General features: G+C 55.5%; 16 protein-coding genes. 13 read left to right on the top strand and 3 right to left on the bottom strand.

The features are described 5' to 3' along the window. Nucleotides 1-22: 22 nt before the first annotated feature. On the bottom strand, nucleotides 23-562 hold the full coding sequence (locus IPN69_02245) for a hypothetical protein (GenBank protein ID MBK8809533.1): 540 nt from the start codon (nucleotides 560-562) through the stop codon (nucleotides 23-25). A gap of 357 nt (nucleotides 563-919) precedes the next feature. Between IPN69_02245 and IPN69_02250 the strand changes: the two genes are divergently transcribed. From IPN69_02250 to IPN69_02265, 4 genes are all read left to right on the top strand, one after another. After that, nucleotides 920-1,480, top strand: coding sequence for a sigma-70 family RNA polymerase sigma factor (locus IPN69_02250; protein MBK8809534.1), 561 nt, complete (start codon nucleotides 920-922; stop codon nucleotides 1,478-1,480). 39 nt (nucleotides 1,481-1,519) lie between these two features. After that, nucleotides 1,520-2,668 carry a serine/threonine protein kinase gene (locus IPN69_02255; GenBank protein MBK8809535.1) on the top strand — a complete coding sequence of 383 codons (1,149 nt, stop codon included), beginning with the start codon at nucleotides 1,520-1,522 and terminating at the stop codon, nucleotides 2,666-2,668. Continuing rightward, nucleotides 2,668-3,048 (top strand): hypothetical protein, encoded by a 381-nt coding sequence (locus IPN69_02260; protein MBK8809536.1) that lies wholly within the window; start codon nucleotides 2,668-2,670, stop codon nucleotides 3,046-3,048. Before IPN69_02255 ends, IPN69_02260 begins: the two co-directional genes overlap by 1 nt. A gap of 178 nt (nucleotides 3,049-3,226) precedes the next feature. After that, nucleotides 3,227-4,129, top strand: coding sequence for a tetratricopeptide repeat protein (locus IPN69_02265; protein ID MBK8809537.1), 903 nt, complete (start codon nucleotides 3,227-3,229; stop codon nucleotides 4,127-4,129). Here the strand turns inward: IPN69_02265 and IPN69_02270 are convergent. Further along, on the bottom strand, nucleotides 4,110-4,613 hold the full coding sequence (locus IPN69_02270) for a hypothetical protein (protein ID MBK8809538.1): 504 nt from the start codon (nucleotides 4,611-4,613) through the stop codon (nucleotides 4,110-4,112). The two genes, IPN69_02265 and IPN69_02270, sit on opposite strands and share 20 nt — an antisense overlap. Nucleotides 4,614-4,681: 68 nt before the next feature. Between IPN69_02270 and IPN69_02275 the strand changes: the two genes are divergently transcribed. From IPN69_02275 to IPN69_02285, 3 genes are all read left to right on the top strand, one after another. Further along, the gene (locus tag IPN69_02275; GenBank protein ID MBK8809539.1) at nucleotides 4,682-4,891 is read left to right on the top strand and encodes a hypothetical protein; all 210 of its coding nucleotides are present in this window, start codon (nucleotides 4,682-4,684) and stop codon (nucleotides 4,889-4,891) included. A gap of 528 nt (nucleotides 4,892-5,419) precedes the next feature. Then, nucleotides 5,420-6,514: a dehypoxanthine futalosine cyclase gene (mqnC, locus tag IPN69_02280; protein MBK8809540.1), complete on the top strand. Its 1,095-nt coding sequence runs from the start codon at nucleotides 5,420-5,422 to the stop codon at nucleotides 6,512-6,514. A gap of 21 nt (nucleotides 6,515-6,535) precedes the next feature. Further along, nucleotides 6,536-6,727, top strand: coding sequence for a hypothetical protein (locus tag IPN69_02285; protein MBK8809541.1), 192 nt, complete (start codon nucleotides 6,536-6,538; stop codon nucleotides 6,725-6,727). A gap of 246 nt (nucleotides 6,728-6,973) precedes the next feature. Here the strand turns inward: IPN69_02285 and IPN69_02290 are convergent, their stop codons facing one another. Next, a complete protein-coding gene (locus IPN69_02290; GenBank protein ID MBK8809542.1) occupies nucleotides 6,974-7,765 on the bottom strand; it encodes a cyanophycinase in 792 nt (263 codons plus the stop codon). Nucleotides 7,766-7,845: 80 nt separating this feature from the next. Between IPN69_02290 and IPN69_02295 the strand changes: the two genes are divergently transcribed. From IPN69_02295 to IPN69_02320, 6 genes are all read left to right on the top strand, one after another. Continuing rightward, a complete protein-coding gene (locus IPN69_02295) occupies nucleotides 7,846-8,721 on the top strand; it encodes a fatty acid desaturase (protein MBK8809543.1) in 876 nt (291 codons plus the stop codon). A gap of 106 nt (nucleotides 8,722-8,827) precedes the next feature. Further along, the gene (locus tag IPN69_02300) at nucleotides 8,828-9,700 is read left to right on the top strand and encodes a fatty acid desaturase (GenBank protein ID MBK8809544.1); all 873 of its coding nucleotides are present in this window, start codon (nucleotides 8,828-8,830) and stop codon (nucleotides 9,698-9,700) included. A gap of 421 nt (nucleotides 9,701-10,121) precedes the next feature. Continuing rightward, a complete protein-coding gene (locus IPN69_02305) occupies nucleotides 10,122-11,009 on the top strand; it encodes a HAMP domain-containing histidine kinase (GenBank protein MBK8809545.1) in 888 nt (295 codons plus the stop codon). Between the two features lie 62 nt (nucleotides 11,010-11,071). Further along, complete coding sequence (locus tag IPN69_02310) at nucleotides 11,072-11,773, top strand: response regulator transcription factor (GenBank protein MBK8809546.1); 702 nt, start codon at nucleotides 11,072-11,074, stop codon at nucleotides 11,771-11,773. Nucleotides 11,774-11,972: 199 nt separating this feature from the next. After that, complete coding sequence (locus tag IPN69_02315) at nucleotides 11,973-13,583, top strand: amidohydrolase (protein MBK8809547.1); 1,611 nt, start codon at nucleotides 11,973-11,975, stop codon at nucleotides 13,581-13,583. Nucleotides 13,584-13,631: 48 nt separating this feature from the next. Further along, nucleotides 13,632-14,954: an MgtC/SapB family protein gene (locus IPN69_02320; GenBank protein ID MBK8809548.1), complete on the top strand. Its 1,323-nt coding sequence runs from the start codon at nucleotides 13,632-13,634 to the stop codon at nucleotides 14,952-14,954. Nucleotides 14,955-15,175: the final 221 nt, after the last annotated feature.

Below are 15,175 nucleotides of genomic sequence, written 5' to 3' on the forward strand. Positions count from 1 at the left end.
GCAACGCAAAATGCGGTTCCGGTCAGCCGCCGGCGACGACGATCTTACCGTCGGGCTGCGGGATCGCGTCGTTCGGGGTCGCCGCACTCGACCCCGTTTGCTGGAATCTGGTCGTCGTCACGCCGTTGGTTCCGAAGCTCGTATCGACGGTCCCGTTGGCGTTGAACCTGAGAACCGAAAGTAGATTGTTCTGATTGTCCTGGCTGTTCCCTACGACGATGATTTTGCCGTCAGCTTGAAGGAGCACGACCGGCGAGACATCGGGGCGGCCATTGACGTCCGCGTAAAGACGGCCGCCGGTCCCGAACGACGTATCGATCGAACCGCTCGGATTGTAACGAATGATCGAAAAGTCGTTGAGGAACAAGTTGTCGGCCGCGTTTCCAGCCGCGATGATCTTGCCGTCCGGCTGGATCGCGAGGCTTCGGATCCGTGAAACGTTGCCGTAGAACGATTCGTTGGCAAAGCCCGTCAGATTGAACGACGAGTCAAAGATCGCCGTCAGCAGCCAACGCCGCCGACGAAATACAAGGACCAATATCGGAATGAATAATTTCTGCATAGATTACCTCTCGGACCGTCTCGCAGAAACTTTCGGAAAAATCGGGTCAGATGATCCAGAATAATCGATCAAAAATCAAGGAAAGCGGCGTACGCAGAAGATCGACGGTGAGATACAACTCATCTGAACTCAGTTATTTACCGCTTGCAGATCCGGACAGAAAAAGATGGTGGATAAAAATCGGCACGAACCGGCTCGCAGCGTCTTTGGCGGCCGATCCGTGCCCGTCGGGGGTTATGTCGCGGCGCCGGCGATAGCGTCCGACGCCACGACGGTCCGAAATCGGGTCAAAAATGTTTTCGGACGGTCCCCGAAAGTTGTTTTCCGCTCCGATCTGTCGCAAAATCATTAGATTCGATGACGAATGAATCCGAAAACCTGACGATGCTTCTGAACGGCACGCAGCGCGGCGACCGCGCAAGCCTCGATGAGTTGCTGCCGCGCGTCTACGACGAACTAAAACGCATCGCCGCGTACAAACTCTCGATCGAACGCGGCAACCATACGCTGCAGGCGACGGCGCTCGTTCATGAAGCGTATATGCGGCTCATCGACCAACATTCGGTCAACTGGCAGAATCGCGCTCATTTCTTTGCGATCGCCTCGGAAATGATGCGTCGGATCCTTGTGAACTACGCCGAAAGCCACAAGGCAAAGAAACGAAACGAAGGTCAGACGCTGATCTCGCTCGACGTCGCGGGCGAGATCGCGGCCGATTCCGACGTCGATCTGATCTTCCTCGAAAACGCGCTCCGGCAACTCGCCGAATTCGATCCGACGCAGGCGCGGATCGTGGAGCTCAAGTTCTTCGGCGGTCTAACAAATGAAGAAGCGGCCGAGGTTCTCGGCGTGTCGGTCTCGACCGTGAAGCGCGAATGGCGCATGGCGCGCGCCTGGTTGGCCGCAAAATTGAACTGATTTCCCCCGCTTTCCGGCGAGTATGCCCGGACACAAATTATGCGATCCGGTGAAATGACCCCCGACAAATGGAACAAGATCAAGGCGATCTTCAATGAGGCGATCGATCTCGGCGACGAAGCGCGCGAGGATTTTCTGCGCGGACATCCTGATGCCGAATCGGTCGCCGAGGCGCGCCGGTTGCTTGAAGCGGAAACTCGCGAGAGGTTTTCGGAACCGGCCGCGCGCGTTTCGGGACTGTGGGCCGAAGATGACGCCGTTGAATACGAAGGCCGCGAGATCGGCGGTTTCAGGCTGATTCGCGAGATCGGCCGCGGCGGAATGGGTATCGTCTTCGAAGCGGTTCGCGAATCCGACGATTTTCGGCAGCGGGCGGCGGTCAAGATCCTCAAACTCGGAGCCGATTCGGCGGCGATGGCCAAACGGTTCGGGCGTGAGCGGCAGATCCTCGCGACGCTCGAACATGCGAACATCGCGCGATTGCTCGACGGCGGACGCGCCGCCGACGGAACGCCGTTTTTGGCGATGGAGTTCGTCGACGGCCTTCCGGTCGATCAGTTCTGCGACCAGAACGGGCTCGGGTTGCGCGATCGGCTGCGGCTTTTTCTGAAGATCTGTTCCGCGGTCGCGTTCGCGCATTCACGCCTCGTCATCCATCGTGATCTGAAACCGTCGAATATCCTTGTGACCGACGATTCCGAGGTCAAACTGCTCGATTTCGGAATCTCGAAGATCGTCAGCCCCGACGATGAGATGCCCGATCAAACGTTGACTTCGCTCGGAATGATGACGCCGCGTTACGCGTCGCCTGAACAGGCCGCCGGCCGGATCGTCTCGACTCCGGGCGATGTCTATTCGCTCGGGCTTATCCTCTATGAGCTTTTGACCGGAGTTCCGGCACATCGCTTCGAAAGCAGCCGTCCCGACGGATCGCACGCGTCATTTGCGATTCCGAGCCGCCGCGCCCGTCCGCCGCGACGACGACGTCCCGTCCGGTCCTTCCGAACCGGCGACCGGACAAACCGCGCAGAACCGCGACGGCCGAACCGCGGAGCTTGGCCGCATCATCAATCCGAAAACGCTGCGCGGCGATCTCGACAACATCGTCCTCAAGGCGCTTCAGAAAGATCCGGCGCGCCGCTACTCGTCGGTCGAGCAGTTCGCCGGCGATATCGAACGTTATCTTGATGGATTGCCGGTTTCGGCGTCCCGATTCGCGGATGTACCGGCTCGGCAAGTTCGTTTCGCGAAACCGCGCGGCGGTCGCGGCGGCGATAATGATCATGCTGACGCTGGTCGCAGGGATGGCGGCCACCGGCTGGCAGGCCTATCGCGCCGAGCAGCAGCGCGGGTTGGCTGAGAAGCGATTCAACGAAGTTCGTGAGCTGGCCCGCAACGTGGTTTTCAAATATCACGACGAGATCAAGGATCTTCCGGGCGCGACGCGTGTCCGTGAGGTGCTGGTCGCCGACGCGCTCAAATACCTCGACAGTCTGCAACGCGATTCTTCGAGCGATCCGGACCTGACGCGCGAGCTGGCGCAGGCCTATATGCAATCGCGAGCGTAGGGGCCGGGACATATCAAAAACGAACCTCGGGAATTCCGGAAGCGGCGGCCGAGAGTTTTCAGAAAGCGATCGGACTGCTTGAACCGCTCGCCACGGGATCAAGCGATGTCAAACTTCTGTCCGAACTTCGCGATGCCTACGTCGAATGGCCGGGCCTTTTACCGCGTCGGAAAATTCAATGAACAGAACGCGAATTTCGAAAAGGCGCTCGCTCCTTGGGCGGCGCGTCGTCGAACTTGCGCCCGAAGATCTGAATTCAAAGATCTACCTCGCGCGGAGTTTCGTCCACTACGGCGACAGCATTCCGGAGGCGGAAATGCCGCGGAAGATGGAGACGTTTCGCGGCGCGCTGGCGATCGCCGACGAGGTCATCGCGACCGCGCCTGACGACGAGACCGCGAACCGCATCCTCGCGAGCGCGACGCACCGCGTCCAGCTTTACACGTTTCTCGCGGCCGCCGAGGCGAGGAAGAAAGGCGATCCCGGAAAGCAGACGGCGCTGCTCCGCGAGGCGCTTGAGGTCGCCAAGAGGTCGACGGCGGCGCAGCAGAAAGTACTGTCGCTGAAGCCCGACAATCCCGTATATCGCCGCAACGTCGCCGGCGGGACACTAAACGAAGGCACGATTTATCGTGAACTCGGCGAAACGGAGACGGCGATCAGACTGGCCCGCGAGGCACTCGACACGCAGCTCGCGATCGCCGCGGCCGATTCGAGCAATCAGGAGATCAAACTCGATCTCAAAGAATCTTACGAGGATCTAGCGCTCGCGCATATTCGCCGCGGCGAACTCGCGGCGGCACGCATCGATTTCGAAAAGGCCATCGCGCTGAATGACGAACTTCTCAAAAAGGATCCGCAGAATTTTGATTTTTTGGATCGCGAGGCTGCGCGGCGAACAGGTCTTCGCCGACGCTCTGGCCGAAAAGGTTTCAAGCCCCGAGGCCCGCGCGGGCTATCTGAAAGCGCTCAAACTTGCCGAAACAGAAACTCCGGCCAAGTACGGCGCCTTTGTCGCGGATTTCCGCACGAGGATCGAAGAGAGTCTGCGGAAATGAAGATCAGTGCAGACGGAGTGTGATTTGTGAGGAGTAAAGTGCAGAAAGCAAAGGCCTCATCCATAGCGCAGTTCCGAACTCCTCTGCCATTGCACCTTGCACTCTGTAAACCATCGGATTCTCAGCGGTCGCAAGGATCGCGGCGACTTTTTTCCGGCGCGGTTGACGGGGATCGATCAAATTCAACAACTCCAACTGCTTTGCGAAGATCATCCGGCGGCAATCCAGGCTTTCGATGCGATTCTTGAATTCAAAATCAACGCCCATCCAGAAAGTGTCGAGAGCGATCATTTCATAGAGAATTTCATCCTTTGACCCAAACGATTTCCGAAAGAGATCGAGGCCGCGTTCGGTTGAAACAAAATGATACTCATCGCCGATGATCTCGACGTGCGGAGTGCCGTCGTCGCTGCGCTCAGTCAGAAATCGATAGACGTGCGGAATTGGCCGTGCGCGTTGCAGAAGCCCGTTGTATTCGTTTTGAAGTTCTTCGATCGTTATTGACATATTCGGCGCAAGTCAGCGAACATCGGTGCGTTCACCAAGTGAAGATTTTAACATTCGAGGAGAAATCAGTGAATATCGTCATCGTCATCATTCAGGTTTGCGGAATCGCTTTCATCATCGGATTCGTTCTGGCGCTTTTGAACTGGGGTTTTGGTATGCATCTCGGAATCAAGGGTGCGGAAGTGCCGGGCGACCCGGTCGCGGGCTTGTTTTTTCTCGTTCTCGGGATCGTCTTCACGATTCTTGGGAAATTCCTCGATAAGAAATTCGGCTCGTGAAAATTGAGTTTTGCCGACGGACGAGTTTTTCAATCAAAAATCGAACCGGTCGCCCAAATAGCGGGCGACCGGTTCGCGTCGGGGGGAGGCAAGTCAATTTCGGATTTGGGATTTTGGATTTGGGATTTTGGATTTGAAGATATCGGCTGCAAATCCGGAATCGCACTGCGCAAATCAAAAGAGATTCGAATGAAAAAGCAGCAGCCAGCCGGCAACCAGGACAAAGATCAACAGGAAAAGATCGTTTGCGCCCAACTGTGATTCTTCGTTTCTCATTTCACTCTCACCTCTTGTAAAATCTCTCACTTGTTAAAGCGTTTTTTTCTCGCGAAAAGTGTCATCGCGTTTGGAACAAAATTTGTATATCAAAAAACGCATCAGTGAAAAGACGGCGCTTTTTTGAGTTTTGCCGTTGTTTTTCAGGGATTTTTTCGCAATTTGCGACTTTTCGAATTCAATTTGCGAAAACAGGCGAGTTATATGAGCAATATTCAACCGATTTTGGACAAGGTTTTGGATGGCGGCCGGATGACTTCCGAAGACTGTACGGCGCTGCTGGAGAGCTACGACATCGCGCGCATCGGCGCCGCGGCCGATGAGATCCGTCAGCGGAAACATCCGGACAAAGTCGTCACGTACATCATCGACCGCAACATAAATTACACGAATGTCTGCAACGTCGTCTGCACCTTTTGCGCGTTCTATCGCCGGCCGGGAAAACCGGACACTTACGTCCATTCGTTCGAGGAGATCTGCAAACGCATCGACGAGACCATCGAACTAGGCGGCACCGGCGTCCTGATGCAGGGCGGTCTTCATCCTGATTTCAATATCGAGTGGTACGAAGATCTGCTTTCGCGTCTGCACGCGCTTTACCCGACGTTTCAGCTTCACTGCTTTTCGCCGCCCGAGATCCACAACATTCATCTGATCAGCGGTTTGGACTACGAAACGATAATGGCGCGCCTCAAAGCGGCGGGACTCAATTCGATGCCGGGCGGCGGCGGCGAGATTCTTGACGACGAGGTCCGCAAGCGCGTTTCGACGAAATGCAACACGCAGGAATGGCTCGACGTAATGCGTGCCGCGCATAAGGTCGGACTGCGGACGACGGCGTCGATGATGTTCGGGATCGGCGACCGGGTCGAGCATCGCGTGCGCCATCTCCAGCGTGTCCGCGACGTTCAGGACGAAACCGGCGGATTCACGGCGTTCATCCCTTGGACGTTTCAGCGCGAGAACACGGCGCTCGGGCGCAAGATCACGGAAGAGCCTTCGGGAATCGATTACATCAAGATGCTTTCGGTATCTCGTCTGTTCCTCGACAACTTCGACCACATTCAGGCATCGTGGCTGACGCAGGGATTGCGGCTCGGCCAGGTCGGACTGCGAATGGGAGCCGACGATATGGGATCGACGATGATCGAGGAGAACGTCGTCTCCGCCGCCGGCGCGCACAACGAAGCGACCGAACGCGAGCTTCGCTACCAGATCTCGGAGGCCGGTTTCATCCCGCGACAACGGGATATTTTGTACAGATATGTAGACCGTAAAAACATCGAGGAATTGGACTCGCGATCGTCGATGCCGTTGAAGCAATTGAGCGTGGCATTTGCGGATTAAGAAAAATTTGCGATTTGCGATTTGCGATTTGCGATTGGGGGATTCCAAAATTCCAGAGATTCCAGAGATTCCAGAGATTCCATAGATTCCAGAGATTCCAGATGGAAAGATTCGATTGGAGTCTTTGGAATCGTGGAATTCCTGGAATCCTGGAATCCCTGGAATCCTGGAATTCCTGGAATCCTGGAATCCTGGAATTCCTGGAATCTTTGAATTCCTGGAATCTTGGAATGGGATCTTGGAATTCCTGGAATCCTGGAATTCCTGGAATTCCTTGGAGCCTGTCGGAGAAGCCGTTTGAGAACTGATTTGTTTCTTCAAGCGTCTGTAACACGCGAACCCGTTGTACTCAGAAGAGTTACGCGTGTTTCGATCGCACCGCGTGAAGCGGAGCGGAACCCAGGTGTCAGCCGCGGGCAGTTCAGACGAGCGTCTGACACCTGCCCGGCCCGATTGGCGTCACCTCAGTTTTCGCCTTTTAAGATCAAAAACCTGGCCCGCCCGGCCGAGAAAGATCGAGAAGGTTGAGTCTTTCCGTTTTCCATCGACAAACATCACATAACTTGCGCCCAGCACCTCCGCGTATCGGTTGTCGCGAACGGCGATGGCGGTGTCTTCGTCGATCCCGACCCCGAGCATTTTCGGGTTTGAGAGGACGAGTCCGAAAAGCCGGTTCTGACGCCGGCGGACTATGAAATGCTGGTCGACGATCGCGTTCGGCAACAGTCCAAGTCCCGGACGCGTTCCGACCTTTGTTCCGTCGATGACCGTCAGGTCGTTCTCGCCTGTCATCATCGGTGACGACATCAGCGCCGCGCCGGCGCTCGTGCCTGCAAAAGCGATTCCGGCATCGTATCGGTCACGCAGCAGTTTCAACAGTTCTTCGTCCTTCAAGACGTCCATTATCCGGTTTTGGTCGCCGCCGGAAAAGAAAACGCCAGTTGCGGTCTTCATCTGTTCGATGAACTTCGCGCGACCGTCACCGTCAAGCGGCGCGAACGGAGCGGATTCGATCTTCGCGCCGGGAAATTTCGCGAAATCCTCTTTCAGCGATTCCGCACTCTCTTTCGGAACGCCGCTCGCCCAGGTTATTATCAGAATCCGCGATTTCGCGCCGCCGGACCATTCAACGAAGCGCCCAAGGGCCGCCTCGGGCCGATCACCGCCGCCGATGACCACCAGACGCTGTTGTGAAAATGCGGTTCCGACAGCCGCCAGCACGATTACGAGAACGAAAGACTTTTTCAACATCGCTACCCATTAAACCGCAGAATCGACAAATCTTACAATTCTCTTACGATTCGACGCCGGTCAATCTGTTACGCTTGATGATGTCTCAGGCGACATCACGAATGAAAAACACAACAAGCTTCGGGGTTCTCAAAACAATCAACTGGAAAAATTCGACGATCGTTCTGATTTTCCACGCTTTCGCGATCATCGGGCTGTTCTATTTCAGCTGGCAGAATCTGGCGGCGCTGCTGATCGGCAACTGGATCGTCGGAAGCCTCGGCGTCGGGCTCGGCTATCACCGACTGCTGACGCACCGCAGTTTCAAGGCGCCGAAGTGGCTTGAGTATCTGCTCACTGTTTTCGGAACAATGGCCGTCCAGGACGATGCGCCGAAATGGGTCGCAACGCACCGCATCCATCATCAGTTCACGGATCAGGAACGCGATCCGCATTCGACGCGGCCCGGATTCTGGTGGGCGCATCTCGGCTGGATCGTCTACGGGACGGCGAACGATCACGACCCGGCAACGCTCAAGAAATACGTTCCGGATCTGATGAAGGACCGGTTTCACGTTGCGCTTGCTCGTTTTTACTACGCTCCGCTGATCCTGTCGGGCATTTTGCTCTTTTTCCTCGGCGGCTGGCCAATGGTTCTGTGGGGCGTTTTCGGACGCGTCGTTTTCGGTTGGCACTCGACGTGGCTCGTCAATTCGGCGACGCATATGTGGGGTTCGACGCCGCACGAAACCGGCGACGATTCGACCAACAATGCCGTCATCGCCCTGCTCACGTTCGGCGAAGGCTGGCACAACAACCATCACGCGTTTCCCGCATCGGCGCGGCACGGTCTCGGTCGTTTCCAGTTTGACCAGAACTGGCTCACGATTCGCATCTTTGAGCGTCTGGGATGGGCGACGAACGTCCGGCTCGCGACCATCGACACGGCACTCTCCGAGAGCGTGTCAACACCCTGAACCGCGTATTACAAAACTCTTACAATCGACGCTGTAAAACTCTGTTACGATTGCAATTAACGCGAAATACGCGTTTAATTTCAGCAATTTTAAGAGGTCATAGAGAATGCAGAACGTAGTCGAAATTTCGAGCGCAAAATCACAGAAGATCCATTGGAACACGATCGTCGCGGTCGTGCTGTTTCACGTCGGGGCGGTCGCCGCCTTTTTCACTTTCAGTTGGCAGAATTTCGCCGGGTTCGTACTTCTCTGGTGGGTCGCGAACAGTCTCGGCATCGGACTCGGTTATCATCGCTTGCTGACGCACCGCGGATTTCAGTCGCCGAAATGGTTCGAATACCTGCTCACATTCTTCGGCACAATGGCGCTTCAGTCGGGCGCGATCAGCTGGGTCACGACGCATCGCCTGCATCACGCTTTCACCGACACCGACAAGGATCCTCATTCGCCGGTCGGCGGATTCTGGTGGTCGCACATCGGATGGATCTTCAAGGGAACGGCGCAAATTCAGCCTGAGGCGACGATGATGCGTTACTCGCCCGACCTGATGAAGGACCGCGTTCATCGCGTGATGAATCAATACTATTGGGTCACGTCGATCCTTACCGGCGTCGCGTGTTTTCTGATTGGCGGCTGGGGAATGCTGTTCTGGGCCGTTGGACTGCGGACCGTTTTCGGTTGGCACACCACCTGGTTCGTGAATTCGGTGACGCATCTTTGGGGCTCGCGCCGCTTTGAAACACGCGACACATCGACCAACAACGGGATCGTTGCGGCGCTCACCTTTGGCGAAGGATGGCACAACAACCACCACGCCTTTCCGCGCTCGGCGCGCCACGGCCTGACCTGGAGAGAGTTTGACTTTAACTGGCTGCAGATCAAGACCCTCGAAAAGCTCGGGCTGGCGAATGACGTCTACGCATACGACCTTAACGAAGGCAAGGAAATTCACGGCAAACCGATCAAGCAGGCGGCTTAAAAAGGGGAAAAAGGCAAAGGGCAAAAGGCAAAAGGGCAAAAGGCAAAAGAAGAAGGGCGTTTCGACCCAACGGCGACCGAATCCTCAAGAAGCAAGAGATCAATACGCCGTTTTCCTTTTTCCCTTTGCCTTTCCCCTTTTCCCTTTTCCCTTTTGCCTTTTGCCGTTTTCCTTTTTCCCTTTGCCTTTCCCCTTTTCCCTTTTCCCTTTTGCCTTTTGCCGTTTTCCTTTTTCCCTTTGCCTTTCCCCTTTTCCCCTTTTGCCTTTTGCCTTTTTCCCTTTTCCCCTTTTGCCTTTTCCCTTTTCCCCTTTTGCCTTTTTCCCTTTGCCTTTTTCCCTTTGCCTTTTGCCCCCTTTTGCCCTTTTGCCTTTTGCTTTTCCCTTTTGCTTTTCCCCTTTTCCCCTTTCCCCCTATACTTGAATCGTGCGCCGCCGCAAATCGACCATATTCTTCCTGATCCTGGGCATTTGCCTGATCGTACTCGCGGTCGCGCTGAACGTCGGCTGGATACTGCTCAATCTGCGCGAGGTCGTGCTCCTCGTTCTCGGCATTGTCTTCTTCGCCGTCATCATCACCGGGCTAATCCTGAACACGATCTTTTTGATGCGCGAGATCAAGCGCAATGAACAACAGGACGCGTTTTTGAACGCGATGACGCACGAACTCAAGACGCCGATCGCCTCGATCAAGTTGTATCTCGAAACCCTGAAAAGCCGCGATGTTTCACCCGAAAAGCAGAATGAGTTCTACGACGTGATGCTTGCCGATTCAAACCGTCTGCTCGGAACGGTCGAACAGGTGTTGCTCGCCTCGCAGACGCGCGAAAGGCAGCGGCTTCTCAACCTTTCCGAGATCAAGCTCAACGATCTGCTCACCGAGTCGATGAACTTCATCAGGACGCGCTACAAACTTGACGAGTCAGCGATGAAATTCACGCCTTCGGCCGAAGAAGCCGTGGTCGTCGGCGACCGATCCGAACTCGGCACGGTATTCACGAATTTGCTCGACAACGCAGTAAAATACTCCGGAGACGACCCGCGACTCTCGATTCGTGTGAAAAATTCCAACGAGAAGCGTGTCGAGGTCCTGATCAAGGACAACGGGATCGGACTGAACGTTTCTGAACTGAAGCGTGTTTTTCGCAGATTCTACCGCGTCGCCAACCGCGCGACCCAGAATCTGAAGGGAACGGGACTCGGTTTGTTCATCGTCGAGTCGATCGTCAAAAAACACGGCGGACGCATCTGGGCCGAAAGCAAAGGCGAGGGAAAAGGAACGACGTTTATCGTCCAGTTGCCGAAATTGTAGCGACGCTCGGAGTTCCGCCTTCAGGCGGCCTACCGCCGGCGGGCGGAGCCAAAACGAGAATTATGAAGATCCTGATCGTCGAAGACGAAAAACATCTCGCGGACGGTTTGCGGTTCAATCTCGAGGCCGACGGCCACGAGGTTGCGGTCGCGTATGACGGCGAGGAGGCGTTGGGTGTTTTGGAACGTCAGTCATTCGACGCGATCGTGCTCGACGTTATGATGCCGAAAAAGAATGGCTTCGAGGTCGCGTCCGAGCTTCGTTCGATGCAGAATTTTACTCCGATCCTGATGCTGACGGCGCTTGGCAGTTCCGACGACGTGTTGAAAGGCTTCGAATCGGGTGCCGACGATTATTTGCCGAAACCGTTCGATCTGGCAGTGTTTCAGGCGCGCCTGAACGGCCTCTTGCGCCGCAGGGAATGGTTCCGCCGCGAACGCGAATCCGCCGAAAAGCCGTTTGAAAACGTGATCGAGGTCAACGGAAAATCGATCGACTTCAACAACCTCGAACTCCGGACCGAGTCGGGGAACGTCCAACTCACGCTGATGGAAGCGAAACTTCTGCGCCATTTGATCGAAAACGAGGGGCAAGCCGTCTCACGCAAAACGATCCTCGAAAAAGTTTGGGATCTTCACGAGGACACGGACACGCGCGCCATCGACAACTTCATCGTCCGGCTTCGAAAACACCTCGAAACCGAGCCCGACAAACCGCAATTGCTGCAAACCGTCCGCGGCGTCGGTTACCGGTTTGTAAGGTAACTGCACTCTGGAAAGGATTTAGTGAATTGTCCGTTCGAGACGCTGACGGCATTTTGCATTTCCGTCAACGCGCTGGTTCGCATGTCTCAAAAATCAACAATTTTCGTGCTATTATTTCGCCGTGAAGCAACTCCTTAAGGTTTTCATCATACTTTGTTTAGCGGCATTCCTATCGTCTGCCCAATCCCAAACGGCCGATTTGATATTGATTAACGGCCGGATCTGGACGGGTGACGCGAAGAATTCTTGGGCGACTGCGGTTGCGGTCAAAGGCGACCGGATCATTGCTGTCGGTAGCGACGCATCGATCAAGAAGTTCTCACGGCGTTCGACAAAGATCGAAGATCTCGGCGGAAGATTCGTGATGCCGGGGATCAACGACTCGCACACGCATTTTCTGAGCGCGGCGCTTGGAATGTACCAGGTCGATCTGACCGACGCCAGGAATTTGGCCGACGCGCAGGCGATGGTCCTGAAGTTCGCAAAGGAAAACCCCGGCGCGAAATGGATCGTCGGGCGCGGATGGCAATACACGATCTTCCCCGGTGGACTGCCGAAGCGTCAGGACATCGACGCCGTTATCGCCGACCGGCCGGTCTATCTTCGCGCCTACGACGGCCACACTTCGTGGGCGAATTCGAAGGCGCTTGAGATCGCGGGAATCACTCAAGACACGAAATTCGAGGGATTCGGCGAGATCGTCCGCGACGGCAACGGCGTTCCGACCGGCGTTTTCAAGGAAGGAGCCTCGTCGCTCGTCAGCCGATTCCTGCCGCCGGTGACGCGTGAGCAGCAACTGAAGGCGCTCGAACTCGGAATGCAGTACGCGGCGTCGCTCGGCATCACGAGCATTCAAAACGCTCACGGCAGTCTCGGTGAAGTTGAGATCTACGACGAGCTTTTGAAAAAAGGAAAACTGACGCTCAAAACGAAATTCGCATTCAGTGTCGGGCCGGACACGACGCAGGCAGAGATCGACAAGATCGTCGCGGCTTCGAGAAAATACGACTCTCCGATGCTCCGTGTCGGTGCGATTAAGATAATGGTCGACGGCGTCATCGAATCCTACACGGCGGCGATGCTTGCGCCGTATTCGAACAAGCCCGAAACATCCGGAACGCCCAATTTCACGGTCGAGCAACTGAACCGCGTCGTAGCGATGGCGGACAAGGCCGGGCTCCAGGTTTACATCCACGCGATCGGCGATCGCGGAGTGCGAATGGCGCTCGACGCATACGAGAACGCGATCAAAGTCAACGGCCGGCGCGATTCGCGCTTTCGCATCGAGCATATCGAGACGATCGATCCGAAGGATGTGCCGCGATTCAAGGAACTTGGCGTCATCGCCTCGATGGAACCGATCCACGCCGATCCGGCGACGATCGACGTTTGGGCGGCGGCGATCGGACCCGAAAGGACGAGCCGCGGATTTGCCTGGCGCGCGCTCGAACGCGCCGGCGCGCGGTTGATCTTCTCGAGCGATATGCCGGCGGCCATCACGATGAGCCCGTGGCGCGGGCTGCATAACGCGGTGAACCGTCAAACAATCGAGCTTTTGCCGGTCGGAGGCTGGCTGCCGCAACATCGCGTGTCGGTTGAAACGGCCTTGCGGGCTTATACTGTAAATGGTGCGTACGCGTCTTTCGAAGAAAGTGCAAAGGGCAAGATCGCAAAGGGGTTTTCAGCCGATTTGATCGTTCTAGACCGGAATCCCTTCACAACGGCGAAAGAAGATCTCTTCAAGACGACCGTCGTTGAAACCGTTTTCGGCGGAAAACTTGTATACAACGCCACGGTCTCTGGGAAATAGCGGGTCGCGCCACACGTTGCAGGCGTTCAGAAAATTCAGGAACCTGGAATGCTCGAATCATATGTTCCAAATCTAGTCCTGGCATTGCTGCTCGGCGCGGCGATCGGGTTGGAACGCCAGAGTTCAGGGCACCTTTCCGATTCGGGAATCCGGACATTTTCGCTGATCGGGCTTCTCGGCTGCATCTCGTCGATCTTCTACGTCAACAACCTGCCGCTCGTCTTCGCATTGATGACCGCGGCTTTCGTCATTTTGCTTTCGATGCATTACGGTCTTGCATCGCGGCAGACGAACGACTATGGATTTACGACCGAGATCGCGATCATTCTGACGTATTTGATCGGCGCCTGTCTCGGGACCGGAATTCTGCCGCTCAACGTGACGATCGCCGTCGCCGTCGTGATCATCGTCATTTTGTCGATGAAGGCTCGGTCGGAAAAGCTGATCTCGGCCGTCACCCGCGGCGAGATCGAATCGTTCATCAGCTTTGCGATCCTTGGGCTCGTGATCTTGCCGTTCCTGACGAACACGAGCTACACGCTGAACGATTTTCCCGAGGTCAGATCGCTACTTCAAGGCTTGAATATCAACGTCGAGCAGTTCGACGGCCTTGAACTGATCAACCCTCAGAAGCTCTGGTTCATCGTCGTTTTGATCACCGGGATCGACGTTCTCGGCTACATCCTCGGAAAGTTCGTCGGACGCGAGCGCGGGTTCACGGTGACCAGTTTCATCGGCGGTTTCGTTTCCTCAACGGTAACGACTCAGTCGCTGGCGCAAAAAAGCAAAACGGCGGTGAACGAAAACCATCTAGTCGGCGCGGCTATCCTCGCAAATCTCGCCAGTTTCTTTCAGATGTTTTTGCTGATCGGGCCGCTCAATCGTGAATGGCTGATCGCGATCCTGCCGGCGCTGCTGATAATGATCACCACGGCAACCGCATTATCCATATATTTCCTGAGGATACGAAAGGAAACGGAAGCCGAGCCTGAAACCGAGTCAGAGTCGAAGGTCGTTGAAAAGAAGATATTCTCGATCGTTCCCGCGCTTCAGTTCGCGGCGTTGATCCTCGTAGTCAAATTGCTGACCAACCTGAGCCTGATCTTTTTCGGCAAGGCGGGGTTCGTTGTCGGTTCGGTGATCGCCTCGTTCGCGGGCGTCGATGCGATATTGATCAATCTCGCCGGAATGGCCGGTACAAAGATCACTTTCGGCTTCGCGCTGTTTACGTTTATCCTCGTCAACGCGACGAATCTCTCGGCAAAAACGCTCTATTGTTTTCTGCAGGGAAGCCGCTCGTTCACACTCAAGTTTATGATCTCGATGCTCATCATCATCGCGGCCAGCTTCTTGGGATTCTTGTTTGTTTGACAAAGGATGGAGCAGTGGATAGTGCAACCGAGTGCATAGTGGATAGTGCATAGTGGATAGTGCATAGTGCAAAGTGCAGAGTGGAGAGTGAATGGTGACAGTATTTTTCACTCGGCACTATGCACTATGCACTATGCACTCTGCACTATGCACTCTGCACTATGCACTCTGCACTATGCACTCTGCACTATGCACTCTGCACTATGCACTCTGCACTATGC

It is taken from the genome of Acidobacteriota bacterium, from assembly GCA_016715115.1.
GTDB lineage: Bacteria > Acidobacteriota > Blastocatellia > Pyrinomonadales > Pyrinomonadaceae > JAFDVJ01.